The 17055-nt window shown below is 57.7% G+C and carries 13 protein-coding genes, 1 tRNA gene, 1 pseudogene and 1 riboswitch; of the genes and pseudogenes, 10 read left to right on the top strand and 5 right to left on the bottom strand.

Annotated features, from left to right (window positions below):
* Positions 1–238: 238 nt before the first annotated feature.
* Positions 239–431, top strand: a riboswitch (cobalamin riboswitch).
* Positions 432–584: 153 nt separating this feature from the next.
* The 3 genes and pseudogenes from AC2FLO_RS05815 to AC2FLO_RS05805 all read left to right on the top strand — a co-directional run.
* Positions 585–1589, top strand: a complete 1005-nt coding sequence (locus AC2FLO_RS05815; protein WP_480582724.1) for an ABC transporter substrate-binding protein — start codon at positions 585–587, stop codon at positions 1587–1589.
* Between the two features lie 14 nt (positions 1590–1603).
* Positions 1604–2635, top strand: a complete 1032-nt coding sequence (locus AC2FLO_RS05810; RefSeq protein ID WP_480585201.1) for a FecCD family ABC transporter permease — start codon at positions 1604–1606, stop codon at positions 2633–2635.
* Positions 2632–3141: pseudogene (locus AC2FLO_RS05805) on the top strand (ABC transporter ATP-binding protein); the annotation flags it as partial. The gene AC2FLO_RS05810 and the pseudogene AC2FLO_RS05805, both read left to right, overlap by 4 nt.
* Before the next feature lie 891 nt (positions 3142–4032).
* Here the strand turns inward: AC2FLO_RS05805 and AC2FLO_RS05800 are convergent.
* The gene (locus AC2FLO_RS05800) at positions 4033–4983 is read right to left on the bottom strand and encodes a GlxA family transcriptional regulator (protein ID WP_267365279.1); all 951 of its coding nucleotides are present in this window, start codon (positions 4981–4983) and stop codon (positions 4033–4035) included.
* 166 nt (positions 4984–5149) lie between these two features.
* Between AC2FLO_RS05800 and AC2FLO_RS05795 the strand changes: the two genes are divergently transcribed.
* Genes AC2FLO_RS05795 through AC2FLO_RS05780 form a run of 4 tightly spaced genes read left to right on the top strand, consistent with a single transcriptional unit; the run spans position 5150 to position 9624 of the window.
* On the top strand, positions 5150–5860 hold the full coding sequence (locus AC2FLO_RS05795) for a GntR family transcriptional regulator (RefSeq protein ID WP_496755085.1): 711 nt from the start codon (positions 5150–5152) through the stop codon (positions 5858–5860).
* A 7-nt stretch (positions 5861–5867) separates the two neighbouring features.
* Positions 5868–6785: a dihydrodipicolinate synthase family protein gene (locus tag AC2FLO_RS05790; protein ID WP_496755084.1), complete on the top strand. Its 918-nt coding sequence runs from the start codon at positions 5868–5870 to the stop codon at positions 6783–6785.
* A gap of 5 nt (positions 6786–6790) precedes the next feature.
* Positions 6791–8287: an aldehyde dehydrogenase gene (locus tag AC2FLO_RS05785; RefSeq protein WP_496755082.1), complete on the top strand. Its 1497-nt coding sequence runs from the start codon at positions 6791–6793 to the stop codon at positions 8285–8287.
* Complete coding sequence (locus AC2FLO_RS05780; RefSeq protein WP_496755081.1) at positions 8284–9624, top strand: NAD(P)/FAD-dependent oxidoreductase; 1341 nt, start codon at positions 8284–8286, stop codon at positions 9622–9624. The genes AC2FLO_RS05785 and AC2FLO_RS05780 overlap by 4 nt, the downstream gene beginning before the upstream one ends.
* Positions 9625–9626: 2 nt before the next feature.
* Here AC2FLO_RS05780 and AC2FLO_RS05775 read toward each other — a convergent pair whose 3' ends face one another.
* From AC2FLO_RS05775 to AC2FLO_RS05760, 4 genes are all read right to left on the bottom strand, one after another.
* Positions 9627–10361, bottom strand: coding sequence for an SDR family NAD(P)-dependent oxidoreductase (locus tag AC2FLO_RS05775; protein ID WP_496755079.1), 735 nt, complete (start codon positions 10359–10361; stop codon positions 9627–9629).
* Positions 10358–11089: an SDR family NAD(P)-dependent oxidoreductase gene (locus AC2FLO_RS05770; RefSeq protein WP_496755078.1), complete on the bottom strand. Its 732-nt coding sequence runs from the start codon at positions 11087–11089 to the stop codon at positions 10358–10360. Before AC2FLO_RS05770 ends, AC2FLO_RS05775 begins: the two co-directional genes overlap by 4 nt.
* Positions 11090–11103: 14 nt before the next feature.
* Positions 11104–12207 (bottom strand): mandelate racemase/muconate lactonizing enzyme family protein, encoded by a 1104-nt coding sequence (locus AC2FLO_RS05765; protein WP_496755077.1) that lies wholly within the window; start codon positions 12205–12207, stop codon positions 11104–11106.
* Between the two features lie 71 nt (positions 12208–12278).
* A complete protein-coding gene (locus AC2FLO_RS05760) occupies positions 12279–13826 on the bottom strand; it encodes a trimethylamine methyltransferase family protein (RefSeq protein WP_496755075.1) in 1548 nt (515 codons plus the stop codon).
* A 228-nt stretch (positions 13827–14054) separates the two neighbouring features.
* Here AC2FLO_RS05760 and AC2FLO_RS05755 point away from each other — a divergent pair, with 228 nt between their 5' ends.
* The 3 genes from AC2FLO_RS05755 (at position 14055) to AC2FLO_RS05745 (ending at position 16655) form a co-directional block, all read left to right on the top strand.
* Complete coding sequence (locus AC2FLO_RS05755; RefSeq protein WP_496755074.1) at positions 14055–15521, top strand: flavin-containing monooxygenase; 1467 nt, start codon at positions 14055–14057, stop codon at positions 15519–15521.
* On the top strand, positions 15522–16523 hold the full coding sequence (locus AC2FLO_RS05750; protein WP_496755073.1) for an alpha/beta fold hydrolase: 1002 nt from the start codon (positions 15522–15524) through the stop codon (positions 16521–16523). It abuts the gene before it with no gap.
* Positions 16524–16578: 55 nt separating this feature from the next.
* A tRNA-Met gene (locus AC2FLO_RS05745) sits at positions 16579–16655 on the top strand.
* Positions 16656–17055: the final 400 nt, after the last annotated feature.

Genomic DNA, 17055 nt, shown 5'->3' with positions numbered 1-17055 from the left:
ACCGCCCCAGTTCTGGTTACCGTTGGGAAAAGCTCTTAGGTTTCATCGGAGGGCAAGGATTCCTACCACCCCAGCCATGATTTTCCCTAATATCACACACTATGAATCTGGGTCCGGATTTTGGCGCGTTCTCAGCGGCTTTTCTGATATCAGCGCCATGTTGAGACGCGCAGTTCCATGCTCTTGCGAGAAAATGGGAAAGACCCCGGAGTTTTTTCTTGCCGCAGGGTAAGTGTTAAGGTACCCGCGTTTTACCGGTCCCGATGTGGCTAAGAGGGAATCCGAGGTGCCTTTTGGTGCCAACCGGAACTGCCCCCGCAACTGTAGGCGGCGAGCGCTGTCCATTTCCGTCACTGGGCCATTTTGGTCTGGGAAGACAGGACAGACAAAGACCCGTCAGTCAGGAGACCTGCCGGTATGAAACCGAAACACACCGGGCGGGGTTGTCCGGGGAGGTTGCCGAAGAAACGCGCCGGGCGGTCTATTTTCTACCCTGCGCTCACGGCAGGCAGTAAAGCGTCTGTTGCTTCGGTAAATGCCCATTCACCCGTTCTCTGGTCATTGACACATGGAGATCGATTGTCATGTTTCTACGCACTGGCCTGATTGGCCTTTCCTTGCTGGCTACCAGCGCTGCCGCCGAAGGAAACTTTCCCCTAACTATCGAAAACTGCGGTCACTCGGTCACGTTTGACGCGCCAGTGACGTCGTCAGTCACGGTCGGCCAGGCCGCGACCGAGGTGCTTTTTGCGCTGGGTCTGGGCGAGCAGGTTCTTGGAACCTCGGTCTGGTTCAACGAGGTGCTGCCTGAATATGCCGAGGTGAATGCCAAGGTAGAGCGTCTGGCAGACAATGATCCCAGCTTTGAAAGCGTTGTTGCCAAGCGGCCGGGACTGGTCGCAGCGCAATATGAATGGCATGTCGGACCCGAGGGCATCGTCGCCACGCGTGAGCAATTTCACGAACTGGGCATTCCAACGTATGTAATGCCTGCAGATTGCATCGGCAAAGACAATACGGTCGGCGGCGATGGCACCCGTCTGCAGGCGTTCTCGACCGATACGCTGTATCAGGGTATCGAAGAACTGGCGGCAGCCTTTGATGTGTCCGAGCGCGGCACGGACCTGGTTGCCGAGTACAAGGCCCGCGAAGCCGCAGCCGTCGCCAAGGCGCAAACCGTGAAGCTGGACGATGTGTCAGCCGTATTCTGGTTCTCCTCTCCCGAAATGGAAAGCGACCCGTTTGTGGCCGGACAGAAAGGCGCACCGGGATACATGATGAGTAAATTGGGTATCCGCAACGTCATCGAGACGGATGAAGAATGGCCAACAGTGGGCTGGGAAACCATTGCCAAGGCCAATCCGACGGTGATTGTTATCGCCAAGATGGACCGCCGTCGCTTTGCTGCGGACGACTACCTGAAAAAGCTGGAGTTCCTGCGCGCTGATCCGGTGACCAGCCAGATGGATGCGGTCAAAAATGACCGGATCGTCATTATGGATGCGCAGGCCATGGACGCCACCATCCGCGCAATCCCGGCACTGGAGGATCTGGCCGAGAAGCTGGATACCATCGGAAACAACCTGTGAACGAGGTCGCCGCAATTTTACGGCAGGGTTTCAAGGCTGCGTGCCTTACCGTGCCATTGTTGATTGCGGCGGTTCTTGCGGGCGCGATGATCGGGGAAACCTCTCTGTCGCCCGATTTGGTTCTCTCCGTTCTTGCCAACAAGCTGGCCGGAGCGGACTTTCCTGTCGACCCAATTGATCAGGGTATTATCTGGAGCTACCGGCTTCCTCGCGCTCTGGTCGCTGCGTCCTGCGGTGCCGGTCTGGCTGTCGCAGGGGTCGTGTTGCAGGCTTTGCTGCGCAACCCGTTGGCCGACCCTTACATTTTGGGCATTTCTGCCGGGGCCTCGACGGGTGCCGTGGCTGTAACCATCGCTGGTTTGGGTGGGGGGGCCTTGTCGCTGTCTTTTGGCGCGTTCAATGGCGCGCTTTTGGCTTTTGGTTTTGTCGCGTTACTGGCCCGAGCCGCTGGCGCAGGGGGCGGGCGGGCTGCGACGGCACAGATCGTCTTGGCGGGAATTGCCGGGTCTCAGTTGTTCAATGCGCTGACGGCCTTCATCATCGCCAAATCCGCCAATGCCGATCAGGCGCGCGGGATCATGTTCTGGCTGATGGGAAACCTCAGCGGCGTGCGCTGGCCGGATGTGTATCTGGCCATTCCGGTGGCCCTTGTCGGCTGGCTCATTTGCCGCTTTCACGCCAGAGCACTGGACGCCTTCATTTTCGGCTCTGATTCAGCGGCCTCGCTGGGCATATCGGTACGTCGGGTGCAGGCAACCCTGATCTTTGCGACCGCACTTACAACAGCTGTCATGGTTTCTATCGTCGGATCCATTGGCTTTGTCGGGCTGGTCATCCCTCATGCTGCCCGGTTCCTTGTGGGACCGGGGCATCGCAGGCTTATCCCAACCGCCGCCTTGATCGGAGCGGTCTTCCTGATCGGCGCAGATATCGTGTCGCGCATCATCATCCCGGGTCAGGTTCTGCCGATTGGGGTGGTCACCGCCCTGATCGGTGCGCCTGCCTTTGCCGTAATTCTGGTGCGCGGCCAGAGGAGCGCCCGATGAAGATCGAGGCGCAAAACCTGACATATTCCGTTCGCGGCAAGACTTTGCTGTCAGACGTATCCTTTGTCGTGGAACCCGGCGAAACACTTGCTTTGGTCGGACCTAACGGTTCGGGAAAATCAACGCTGATGCGCCTGCTGGCGGGGTTGGCACGTCCGGTTTCAGGAAAAGTCGTCATAGCGGGTCATCCCGTTTCGTATTTGTCGCGCAGACAAATTGCCCAACGGATTGCCATCGTTGAACAACAGGCTGATACGGCCGAACGCGTGACTGCACGATCCGTGGTCGAACTGGGCCGCACGCCCTGGCTGTCGGCCTTACGGCCGTGGCGCGCCGAGGACACCTGGCAAGTCGACAAAGCCCTGCAAACCGTGGAAATGGCCGATATGGCACACAGAGAATGGGCGACATTGTCGGGAGGAGAGCGCCAGCGACTGCACATCGCACGCGCTTTGGCTCAGCAACCGGGACTCTTGCTTTTGGACGAACCGACCAACCATCTGGACATTCATCACCAACTGTCGATCCTGAACTGTGTTCGAATTCTAAAAGTGACGACAGTGATGGCACTCCACGATCTGAATCAGGCGATGGCCTGTGACCGGGTTGCTGTTTTGTCAAAAGGGCGGCTGGTCTCTCTTGGCCCGCCCGAACATGCCCTGTCTTTGGAAACCGTTTCAGAAGTTTTCGGTGTCAAAGCACAGTGGGGGTATAGTGCCGGCGGGACAGAACGATTTCTGTCCTATCATCTGGACTGACGGATCCCGATCGCTTCTAGTCGTACAGGATATCAGTGTCGTCAGCGCAGCATGTCAGATACGTACAATCTACGGCCTCAAAGCCATATTCCAACGGCGCGCAATCTTGACCTGGGTTTCCTCACAACCCGTCAAGTTGCCCGTCGAATGCTGTCTTGATTCTGACCTGGATTGGATTCGTTCGTTTTTTTGCCTTCAAAGATGATCAGCAGGCGCGTTGTCCGAGCGTGGGTCGACCAAACCTCAGTGATGTGTTCACTACTTGTTTTGAACCGTGACACAGATTCCTTTTGGAAACCTCTGAGGCCTGACCCAAGTCACGAAACGCCATCAGGTTGAACAGATTGCGGCGACCGCATGTCGATATTGCAGATTACCCACAATCAAAGCCTCAATCTGAGCCTTAAATTAACAGTAGATTAACGAAACAGGGCACAACAAATCTCTGGATGACAAGTTCTTGATATACTTATGCCTATATCGAGATTTATTGGTGGGTAATCCTGCCGGTCTGTTGACTAGTCCAGTTTTTAACGAGGGGGTATCCCGGCAGGATCAGGGGGTGCCAGATCAGGCCAGTTCGAGGCCAACAGATCGCGGCACCCCCGCCGGTAAGCGCGAACCAGCAACCCATCTTTTTCAGTTGATCTTGTTGCGTTGCGCGTGCGGCGTGATGCCGAAACTGGATCTGTATACCCTAGAGAAATGACCCGGATTTTCGAAGCCGCAGGCCACGGCGACTTCGGTAACCGACGCCTCGGTTTGCAAAAGCAGCTTCCGGGCCCGTTCCAGCCGCATTTCCATAAAGTACCTTTTAGGCGAAGTGTTTAGGTATTTGCCAAACAACCGTTCAAGTTGACGGGTGGAAATACCCAATTTGTCTGCAATGAAGGATGGGGAAACTGGGGTTTCCAGGCTGTCCTGCATAATGTCTATCGCCTTTGCCAGATGGGCATTGCGCATTCCATTGCGCGATTGCAGCGAAACGCGCTGCTTGGCGGTCGCATTACGCACAGTGTTATAGACCATTTGATCCGCAACATCGGTGGCCAGCTCTTCGCCATGGTCGCGTTCAATCAGATGCAGCATCAGGTCTGCGGTCGCGGTCCCACCTGATGCGGTAATGTGTTTTTCGTCGGCGACAAAGACGCTGCGCACCAGATTGATATCCGGAAAGGCTTCCATGAACGCGTCGTGGTATTCCCAATGGATCGCCGCCTGCATACCGTTGAGGAACCCGGCCTCGGCCAGCAGCCACGCGCCGGAACACAATGCCCCGATCCGCGTTCCACGCGCTCGTTCGCGCCGCAGTGTGGCCAGAAGGGAACGGGTCACGTGGTCACGCATGTGAATGCCCGACAAAACAAAGAGCTGATCGCACTTGGACAGTTCCTCAAGTCCGGAATGCACAAGGGTGACGGACCCATTGGAAGACACGGCCTGCTCGCCCTGTTCGGATACAAATGACCAGCGATACAGCTCTTCGCCACTTACAAGGTTGGCGATTCTCAGCGGCTCGACCGCACAGGAAAAAGCGAGGTGCGAAAACTCCTCGACCAGGATGAAGGCGAAGTGCTGCGTCTGAGGCATGAGCAGGACCATTTCCAAACTGGGCCGACGCCCGAACGTGAGTCTATTTTGCAGACATCCATGCTGCACGAGATTTTTTTGTATACAAGTTGTATTTTTTAGAAATACAAAACTGTGACCTCCGCGATTCGAACGCAGCTGCCACAGGACATAGTGAGGCCAAAGGATGAAAGACGAAGCCAAGTCGCGCAAAAATGCGCTAAGAGAACACCTGAAGATGTCCATCCTGACGCTGCGCCTTCGTCCAGGTGACGATCTGGATGAGGCGCATCTGTCCGATGAATTCGGCCTGTCGCGCACGCCTCTGCGCGAAGTGTTTCGTCAACTGGCTGGCGAAGGCTATCTGGATCTGAGAAAAAACCGCAGTGCCCGTGTTTCGGAAATGTCCTACACCACACTGCGCGATTTCTTCCTTGCCGCGCCGATGGTTTACGGGGCCATCCTGCGTCTGGCGGCAGTGAACGCGACTAACGCGCAAATCGAAGAACTGAAAGCGGCTCAGCAAGCGTTCAAAGCTGCCCTTCGTTCTGTGTCGGCCGAAGATCGCGCACTTGCCAACAACCGTTTTCATGACGTGACCGGAGAGATGTCCGGCAATGTCTACCTGCTGCCGTCATTCAACCGGCTGCTGATCGATCATGCACGGATTGGCATGACATTCTACCGGCCACAGACAGTTGAAATGTCCGAAAACCTGTCGCTGGCCAGCCAACAGCATGACGCGATCATCGCAGCCATCGAGGCACGCGATGAAGCCGCGGCGGCGAAACTGGCCGAGGATCACTGGAACCTGTCCCGGGATCAGATCGGGATGTTCGTGATGCCTGACGCGCTGGATGTGCCGATGGGTATCCCACCATTTTCGAAACCCGCATGAGGACGGAATGAACCCGATTTTCAAGTTTGAAGGGATATATACCCCTGTGATCACCCCCTATCACGACGATGGTAGCGTGAACTGGGACGCCCTGTCCGACGTGATCGAATACCTGATCGAAAATGGTGTGCACGGCCTGATTTCCGGCGGATCCACGGGCGAGAATTATGCCCAGACCGTGGCGGAGCGGCTGGAACTGGCCAAATTCACGCATCAGCGCCTGAAAGGGCGGTTGCCCTTGGTGGTTGGCACGGGCGCGATGCTGACTTCGGACTCGATTGCGTTGGCCGCGGGCGCGCGCGACATCGGCGCGGACGCCATCCTGTTGGCAAGCCCGCCCTATTCGGTACCGACGGATCGCGAAAACACGCTGAACGCGCTGGCCATCGACAAGGCCGCCGACCTGCCAGTGATGCTTTACAACTATCCGCACCGTACCGGCACAATGATGGGGGAAGAGTTCCTTGACCGCGTGGGTCGGAGCCGAAATTTCTGCGGCATCAAGGAAAGCTCGGGCGATATCAACCGGGTGCATCTGTTGGCGCGGGATTATCCGCATATCCAGCTGGGCTGTGGCATGGACGATCAGGCACTAGAGTTTTTCGCCTGGGGCGCACCATTCTGGGTTTGCGGCGGTTCGAACTTCCTGCCAGCGGAACATATGGCTCTATATCAGGCCTGCGTGATCGAAGGCAACTTTGCCAAAGGGCGCCGGATCATGTCTGCGATGATGCCGCTGATGCGGGTGCTGGAACAGGGTGGCAAGTTCATCCAGACCATCAAGCATGGCGTCACCATGAACGGGATCGACGCGGGTATCATGCGGCCTCCACTGAAGGGCCTGAACAAAGATGACAAGCGCGCGCTGGAACAGGTGACGCGCGTGCTGAGGAAGACAATCGCTGACATCGTGGCTGAGGGGTGACAAACATGGATCTGCTGACACAGGACGAATACAAATCCATCGCCGCAGGTCTGAGCCTGCCGACAGGCGCCTTTATCGACGGCGCATTCCGTCCGTCGTTCTCGGGCCAGACCTTTGCGACAGAGAACCCTGCAACCGGTGAAAAGCTGACCGATATCGCATCCTGCGATGGGGCGGATGTGGATTTTGCGGTCGCGAAAGCTCGTGAGGCGTTTGACGATGGCCGCTGGAGCAAGCTGCATCCGTCTGATCGCAAGGATATATTGATCAGGTTGTGCAAGCTGATAACCCGCAACGCCCGTGAACTGGCTGTGATGGAGAGCATCGACAGCGGCAAGACGATCTTTGACTGCGAAACTGTTGATGTGCCCGAGACGATCCACTGCCTGAAGTGGCACGCCGAGGCGATTGACAAAATTTACGATCAGGTTTCGCCCGCCGGCGACGATCACATCGCTATGGTGGTGCGCGAGCCAATCGGCGTCGTCGGTCTGGTGCTGCCGTGGAACTTTCCGCTGCTGATGCTGGCATGGAAGATAGGGCCAGCACTGGCGGCAGGCTGTTCTGTTGTTGTGAAACCGGCGATTGAAACCACTTTGACGGCCCTGCGCCTTGCTGAATTGGCGATGGAGGCCGGTTTGCCACGCGGAGTATTGAACATCGTTCCCGGCGGCGGAGCCGAAGTGGGCGAACCCATTGGGCGGCACATGGATATCGACATGGTATCCTTCACAGGCTCAACCGTGACCGGCAAACGCTTTCTGACCTATTCGGCGGAAAGCAACGCCAAAGAGGTGGTCTTGGAGATGGGCGGCAAGAACCCAGCCATCGTGATGGACGATGCCGAAAACCTGGACAGGGTGGCGGCGCATATCGTCAATGGCGCATTCTGGAACATGGGTGAAAACTGCTCGGCCTCGTCACGCCTGATCGTGCATAAGAAAGTGAAGGCCGAGCTGCTGGAGCGCATCGCGCATCACGCCAAACAATGGAACATCGGCGACCCGCTCGACCCCGAAACCCGCATGGGCGCACTGGTGAGCGAAGATCACTACACCAAGGTTTGTGGCTATCTGGATCAGGCCGAGAACGTGGTGATCGGTGGCAAGGCAGACAACGGGTTTGTCGAGGCCACCGTGGTCGAAGTGCCCGGCAACGACGCTGCATTAGCGCGCGAGGAAATCTTTGGCCCTGTCTTGTCGGTAATTGAAGTCTCGGGCTTCGATGAAGCGATCCAGATCGCGAACGACACCGACTATGGCTTATGTGCCTCGATCTTCACGGCCAATGTCAAACGCGCCATTCGAGGTGCGCGGATGATCCGCGCAGGCACCGTGACAGTGAACAGCTTCGGCGAAGGTGACATCACGACACCCTTCGGTGGTTACAAGCAATCGGGCTTTGGGGGTCGTGATAACTCGATCCACGCGCATGATCAGTACACCCAGTTGAAAACCATCTGGATCGATCTGGCCGATGACGCGGATGAGGCCGTCGGTTGAGCCGACATGACGCCAAAAGGCTACCCCGGCAGACAGGTCCGTCGGGATGGAACGCGATTCTGCCGCCCCAAACACCTCTGGCGGTGCTGGAACGGAACCTTACCGCGGATATCACAATAGTTGGCGGCGGGTTTGCCGGGCTCAGCGCGGCACGGCGGCTGCATCAATTGGATTCTTCGCTGAAAATCGTTCTGCTGGAAGCCGATCGCTTCGCGGAGAGCTCGGCAGGCCGGAATTCGGGGTTCATGATCGACCTGCCCCATGATTTGGCCTCGGATAACTACGCGGGCAAGGGATCAGAGACAGATCGTGCCACCATTGCGCTGAACCGCAAGGCCATTGCCTTTGCGACCGAAGTGGCCTCCGATTGCGGGCTGCCACAGGAAGTGTTCGACCCCTGCGGCAAATACAATGCCGCCGCCACCAAAGCGGGCGACGCGCACAACCGCGCCTTTGCCGCGCACCTGACCAAACTGGGCGAGCCGCATACGCTTTATGATCAGCAGCAGATGCAAGAGATCACAGGCAGCCCACACTATACCTCGGGGCTTTATGCGCCGGGAACAGTGATGATCCAGCCTGCGGCATATGTGCGGGCGCTGTCTGCCCGTCTGGCCGGGCAGATGAATGTATTCGAGCATTCACCCGTCATCCGTATTGAACAACAAGGCGCAGGCTGGGCGGTCAGCACCAACAAGGCCAAGGTCAGCACCGGGCGGATCATTCTGGCCAATAACGGTCATCTGGAAAGCTTTGGGTTCTACCAGCGGCAATTGATGCACATATGCCTCTATGCCTCGCTCACAGCGCCGCTGACCGACACGCAGATCAAGACAATGGGCGGGCAGTCGCGTTGGTCCGTGACGCCTGCGAACCCAATGGGGACGTCGGTACGGCGCATTTCCGGCAGCTACGGGGATCGCATCCTGATTCGCACCTGCTCAAGCTTTCATCCAACGATCGAAACCAGTCCAATGCGACTGCGCAATGCAGGCTGGGTGCATGACAGAAAGTTCAGGGAACGTTTCCCGCATCTGTCAGATGTGCAGATGGAGCACCGCTGGGCCGGTATGCTGTGCCTCAGCCGCAACGGATCGGCGGCGTTCGGCGAATTGAAGGATGATGTGTTCTCGGCCTGTTGTCAGAACGGTCTGGGTATCGCTCGAGGCACCTTGCAGGGAATAGGGGTGGCAGAACTGGTACTGCAAGGTGGATCAGAGATTGCAGATCATTTTCTGGCGCAACCGGACCTGCCGCGATTGCCACCCGAGCCGTTCGCCTCGTTTGGAGTAAACAGCTATCTGATCTGGAAAGAATGGCGGTCAGGCAAGGAATGAGGTCAAGGCAAGCTGAGCTTCGCCATGCGCCCTCCATCCGCCGTATAGACCTGCCCGGTGACAAAAGCTGCATCCTTTGATGCCAGAAACGCGACGAGCGCCGCAACTTCTTCAGGACGTCCCGTCCGGGTGACAGGGTGGATTTTGGCAATGTCGCGACGGAATGCAGCCGGGTCGGGCATGGATTCAATGAAATCCTCATTCAGCTCGGTATCGACCCATCCCGGCGCAACCGCATTGCATCGGATGCCTTCGGCCCCGTGATCCACGGCAACGGCGCGGGTCAGGCCGTGCAACCCTGCTTTGGACGCGCAGTAGGCGGCGTGGCCGGGATTGCTGCCCAAACCTTCGATGGATCCGGTGTTGACGATGGTGCCTTTGGTTTTGCGCAAGTGGGGCAGTGCGGCCTTGATCATCAGGAACGGTGCGGTGAGGTTGACCGTCAGGATACGCTGCCAGTCCTCAAGGCTCATTTCCTCGACCGAGGCTTCCTGCATCATGCCGGCGTTGTTGACCAACACGTCCAGACGCTTGGCTTCAGCGATCACATTGCCGACCACCTGCTCGGGGCTGTTGGGATCGGTGAAATCAGCAGCGATTCCATGGAATTCGCTGTCCTCGCCGCGTTGGGCGGTAAAGACCTGTGCACCTTCGTCTTGCAAACGTCGGGCGATGGCCTGACCGATGCCGCTACGCCCGCCGGTGACCAGCGCTACTTTTCCATCGAAACGCCTCATGAAACGGGCTTCCCTCCGTTGACCTCGACCAACGTACCGCAAACATAGCGCGATGCGTCCGAGACAAGGAACATGATTACGTCGGCGATGTCTTCCGGTTCGGCGATCCGGCCCAGCGGTACGGTTTGGCCCAGCGAAGCCACCGCGGAATCGGGATCAAAACCCCGCTTTTCAAAGCCCGAGCGCAGCATCGGAGTATTCACTTCGTTCGGGCATACCGCGTTGATGCGGATGCCCTGATGGGCGTGGTCCATGCCCATGCACTGGGTCAAGGACGCAATGGCCGCTTTGGTCATGCAATACACGGCGTGGTTAGGGCCCGGACGCAACCCCCAGCAGGACGCGGTGTTGACGATGGCCCCACTCCCTGCTTCGGCCATGATTGGAATCGCGGCACGGCAGATACGAAAGGGCGCTTCAACGTTGACCCCCAGTGACAGAGACCAATCCGCATCAGACGTTTCCGTGACCGACCCGCGCGTGATGACGCCTGCATTGTTGATCACGATATCTAGCCCACCCAGCGCCGAAGCCGCAGCCTGAGGTAAGCAATCAGAATAGGCGGGATCAAGTAAATCGCCGGGCAGATGTGCCTCAGCCTCGATGCCACCGACCGACCGGTCTGCGACGGCGACCCGCGCCCCCGCGGTGCGCAAGCGTTGAACGATTGACGCCCCGATGCCACCGGCTGCGCCAGTGACCAGAGCCGAATTTCCATTCAGGTTCATAAAGTCATCCATTGTTAGAACGATGCAACCGGAGCACCGAATTGGCCTTCATCAGGAACCACGCCCAACCCCGGCCCGGTTGGCAGTTCAATATGCCCAGCTTTGATCCGGATGCCGTTTTTAGGGTCGTAGTTTCCCTCGATATAAGGCGCCGCCAGCCAGACACCTTCCAGCAGGTCGGGCCGAACGGTGGCACCGATATGAGTACTGGCGGCAGCGATGATGTCTCCTCCCCAGCTGTCATCGCAGGTGTGTGGCAGGTTGCGCGCCTCGCAGATGTCGCGGAAAGCGCGCATCGGATGCAGACCGCCAATGCGGGTGACCTTCATGCCGAACCCATCGATCAAACCGGTGCCCGCTGCCGAAATCACGATGTTCAAGCTGGTGCTGTTTTCATCCATGTATATACCGTGTGCGACCTGAGGCCGGATCTTCTGCAAGTCTTCGATGGTGTTGCAGGGCTGTTCCATGATGAACGGGATTTCGGGGCATTCGCGGCTGACGCGCAGGGCGTCGCGCGTGGTCCAGCCCCGGTTGCCGTCGACGGCAAGTCGCATGCCTGATCCTTTGACCACATCCCAGACTTTTCGGATGGTTTCGATGTCGATCTCGACCGGGCGACCCCCTACCTTGATCTGCAGACGGGGGTAGCCTTCTGCCAGCTTTTCGCCTGCCAGCCGGGCAATGTCATCGGGCGCGCCGACGCCAGTGGCGTAGTAGGATGGTACCTTGTTCGTGGTCGCACCGCCCAGCAGGTCACAGACCGGAACGCCCAGATGCTTGCCCAGCAGGTCATGCACCGCGATATCGATGGCCGCCTTAGCATAGGCATGCCCGTTCAGCAGCCTATCCATCCGGCGATGCAGGGACAGGGGCAGTACCTCGGCCCCGATCAAGCCAGGGGCAATTTCGGCAAGCGCTGCGCGGGCACCTGCTGCGTGCGCCTCGGCATATGTTGGCCCAACTGGGCAGGTTTCCCCCCAGCCAACCAGACCGTTGTCCGCCACAACTTTCACCAGCGTGGTATCCAAGGACCAGACCTGTGCATTGGCCATGGTGTAGGGTCCGTTTTTGACCGACAGGTCGTGGCTGTAGATGTGCAGTTCAGCGATCTTCATTTTGGTCTCTTGGTCTTGAACGTAAAAGAACCCGCCCCGTGTTTCGGGCAGGCCAGTACGGGCAGTTTGCATCAGTATGTCTGGTTTAGCTCATCTGCTGCCGGAATTTCCCTCTCACGGCGGGCGATATAGTCCAGAAGGGCGTCGTTCTTGGCCTCGTCCAGCTTTGGTTCCTGATACTCAGCCAAAAGCTTCCTCGCGTATTTCAGAGCGCGTTCGGTGATTTCAACTTCACCTTCCGCCACCCACTGTTCGATCGAGTTGTTGTCGAACAGTTCCGGCATGAAGAACGCAGTCTGGAAATTGTCCTGCGTGTGCGGATGACCCAGATAGTGTCCGCCGGGACCCACATCAGAAACCGCCGCCAACGCCTGATCGAAATCGTGCCATTTAGGACCTTCCGCCATCCGATAGGCCATCGCGCATTGTTCCGCGTCCACCACAAACTTTGCGACCGAACAATGCATCCCCGCCTCGTTCCAGCCTGCCGAATGCCAGATGTAATGGGCCCCTGCATGCAGAACAGCGCCCAGAGTTGTCGCGGATTCGTAACCTGCCTGCGCGTCAAACGTCTTGGCCCCACCCAGCGTGTTCGAAGTGCGCCATGGCACATCGTAAAAACGCGCCATCTGGCCAATCATGAAATTCATCAGACTGATTTCAGGCGTCCCTGCCATCGGTGCACCGGATTTCATCGAAACGGTTGACAGGTAGTGCCCCCAGATCGCCGGACAGCCCTTGCGGATCACCTGCGTATAGGCCAGCGCCGAAAGCGCCTCGGCGGTCAGCTGTGCCACGGTTGCGGGTACCGATGCGGGCGTATTGGCACCGCCCAGAACGAAGGGCGAGCACAAAACCGGCTGATTGCGACGGCAGAAGGCCCGCAGCGCTCCCAGCATGGTTTCGTCCCAGACCAGAGGGCTGTTGCCATTGCAGTTGCCGGTGGTAACAGGATGGTCGTCAATGAAACCTTCGCCGAACAGGATATCGCACATGTCCATCACATCCTCGGCATTCTTGGGCGAGGTGGTCATGCCCATGAAGGTCTTGTCCGAGTATTTCATCGACGAATAAGTGATGCGCAAGTGCCGCTGGCTGATCGGGTGATCGTAAGGTTCGACGATATGATGGGCCGAACTGTGCAGTGCGGGCATCATGTGCGACAGTTTGTGAAACATCGCCAGATCGTCCAGCGTCGGGTTCCGGCGCACGTCGTCAAGATCACGAAGAAACGGCGCGCCGGTCATCGGCACGAAGATCGAGTGCTTGCCGCCGAGAGCGAGGTTCTTTTGCGGATCGCGCGCGTGATAGGTGAATTGCGCCGGAATGGTCGCGATCAGCTCGTGCACCATGTTGCGATCCAGAAAGACCAGCTCTCCTTCGACCTTTGCGCCCGCTTTCTTCCAGTCTTCCACTGCGGTTGGGTCGCGGAACTGGACACCGACATTCTCCAGAATATCCATGGCGGCCTTGTCGATAAGCTCAACCTGACTTCCGTCCATAACTTCGCAATGCGGGATGCCGCGTGTCAGCCCCGGCAGCATGTCAAAATTCGGCGCGGTGCGAAGAGCGCGGCGCGCGGAACGCCCACCAGCGCGTGCAAGAGTACGGGTCGACAAGGGGCAATCCTCCTGTTTTGAATCAGACTGACGAAATTACGCGCCGTTCACCTCTCTGATTGCGATATGTGTTTGCAGGAAGCGACACCGCCCTGATGACGGTTTTTCGCCATGTCTGTTCACGTAAGGTCGTTCAGTCATTTTACCTTGTGTGACCTACTTCACTGCCAATCACGTGCAGACATCTGCAACAGATATCCATAAAGTTGTTTCAGGAGGGGCGCTTCAATGCACCACACGACAGAGATGCTGATCATCGGTGCCGGGTTCTCGGGGCTGACGATGGCGCTTGAGGCGCGCAAACGTGGCATCAAAGATATCGCCATTCTGGAAAAGGCCGAAGATATCGGTGGCACGTGGCGCGAGAACACCTATCCTGGCGTCGCCTGCGATGTGCCTTCGCATCTGTATTCCATGGCGACCCACCCTAATCCGCACTGGAGCCGCGCGTATGCCGGTGGCGCAGAGATACAGAAATATCTGCAAAATGTCGCGCATCAGGAAGGGTTGTATGATCTTTGCCACTTTGGGCAGGCGCTGAAATCGGCGAAATGGGATGGCACGCTTTGGCAGGTCGAAACCATGGATGGCCAATTCTGGTCGGCCCGGTTTCTGGTCTCGGCCATCGGCGCGCTGCATCATCCCAGCATTCCGGACATTCCCGGCGCGGGCAGTTTTCCCGACCCCTGTTTTCATTCGGCCGAATGGGATCACACCGTCGATCTGACCGGAAAGCATGTGGCTGTTGTCGGCACCGGGGCGTCAGCCGTTCAGTTCGTGCCCGAGATTGCCAAGGTTGCGCGCCACGTCACCGTTTTTCAGCGCAGCGCGCCTTACGTCATGCCGCGCCCTGACGGCCCGATCGCGCCTTGGGTGCGCAAACTATATGCCTACCTTCCCCTGCTTCCGCGCATCCGGCGCAAACTGATTTTCATGTTCTTCGAGTTCCGCCACCGCGTGTTCAGGGGCGAGGAACACGCTATGAACTTTGCTCTGAAGATGTGGCGAAAATCGCTGGAAGGCGCGATTGCCGACCCAGAAGAACGGCGCATTCTGACCCCGGACTATCGAATTGGGTGCAAACGCATTCTCAGTTCAAATGACTGGTACCCGGCGCTGGCCCGCGACAATGTCAGCGTCATTCCGCACGGCGTGGCCAGTATCGATGGCAACAGCATCCTCGCGTCAGATGGCACCAGGGCAGAGGCGGACGCACTGATCTGGGGCACCGGGTTTCAGGTCACCAATGTCGTAGAGAGGTTGAATATTACTGGCACAGATGGGCTAACGCTGCGGTCGGCCTGGACAAACGGGATGTCTGCTCATCTGGGCACAGCGATAGCCGGTTTTCCCAACTTTTTTATCCTTCTGGGGCCTCACACCGGATTGGGGCACAATTCGGTTGTGTTGATGATCGAAGCTCAGGTCGGGCATATCGGCCGGGTTCTGAGCGAGATGCAGCACAAGGAACTGTCGGTGATCGCCCCCGATGCGGCGAAACAGGCGGCCTTTACACGGGAAATGCAGGACCGCCACGCGGACAGTGTCTGGCAGACCGGAGGCTGCACATCCTGGTACATTGATGCGGACGGGCAAAACACGACGCTTTGGCCCGGAACAGTTGCCGAGTTTCAGAAACGCATGTCACAATCGGGATTGGAGCAATACATCCCTATTAGGACCGGAGACAGCTAGATGACAGTTTTTCTTAGCCTGGTTGCGGCCTTTGCCGTCTTTCTTCTGGCCATGGCCCTGTGGACCCGGCGTATAACCCGTCAGGGGCTAAAAACCGTGCCGCAGATGGGCCAGATCGTGCCCGTGCAGGGCGGCAGCATCCACTATGTGGAAAAGGGCAATCCGGACGCGCAGACGGTTATCCTGATTCATGGTCTGGCTGGGCAGTTACAGCATTTTACCTACGCGTTGGCAGATCAACTGGCCGAGGATTTCCACGTCATCGCGCTGGATCGCCCCGGTTGCGGATATTCAACCCGGGATACGGCTGAACTCGCACAATTGCCGCAGCAGGCCGCGATGATAGCTGAGTTTCTTGAAACCAAAGGCGTGAATCAGGCCGTGCTGGTCGGGCATTCACTGGGCGGTGCGGTGTCGCTGGCACTGGCTTTGGATTACCCCGAGCGGGTATCCAGCCTCGCTCTGTTGGCACCACTAACGCACAGGCTGCCTGAAACACCGGTGATATTCAAACCGCTCGAGATTCGGACCAAATGGCTGCGCAGCCTGATTGCCAACACGATTGCAGTGCCCATGGCCTCAAAAACAGCGCCGCACAGTCTGGGCGTGGCATTTGATCCTGAAACCCCTCCAAATGACTTTCTGGACCGGGCGGGTGGTGCGCTCGGGCTGCGCCCTTCAGCCTTTGTCACGGCCTCGCAGGACGTTATCGGGTTGGATGCCAGCTGCGATGCGCTGGTGGCCAGATATCCCGAGCTATCGGTCCCCGGTGGGATATTGTATGGTCGTCAGGACGCACTTCTGTCCTCTGCCCTTCACGGACCGCCGATGGCCAAATATGGTCTGAGCTATGAAGAGCTTGACGGTCTGGGTCATATGATCCTGATCACAGAACCGGAGATATGCGCCGCGTTTATCCGCAGAACGGTGGATACCACGATATTCCGTCAGACGCCCTTCCAGGACACGGCGACAGAGCCCGTGAAAGAATTCCCCGGTTAGGGCGATTTCCCTCTTGACCCTCCCCGGCCCCTCGCTTACATCGCCTCTCACTCACGGCGGAGTAGCTCAGTTGGTTAGAGCAGCGGAATCATAATCCGCGTGTCGGGGGTTCAAGTCCCTCCTCCGCTACCAATTCCCCCTTAAGAACACAGTCTTGGAAGATGCCGTAGGTTCGCACGCACCTCAGTGGCGCCAATTGTACCATTTCCGTACCATTTAATCCCACTTTCACATGTGTATCGGAAACCTTTTTGTGCGCAAAGGTTACCCTAGCGGTTGTTGAGTGTCCCGTTGTCCTATGAATCCAACAACGCCACTCCTAATTTTCTCCTCTTCCCCCCGAAGTACAGCCTTCCAAGAATTCCACATCGGGTTAGAAATTCGAGTACTAGTTGTTCGATCAGGTTCATACTTATTGCCTGCCCGAACCATGTGTCTTTTCGGCCAACCGATGTTAGGGTCAGGACTCATAGCCAATAGATGACGGTGGCCGCCAGTGCGATGGCTGATAGGAAGACCTTTGGGCACCTGT

The sequence above is a fragment of the Ruegeria sp. TASC047 genome (assembly GCF_059612445.1).
This window is presented reverse-complemented; position numbering and strand designations above follow the sequence as displayed.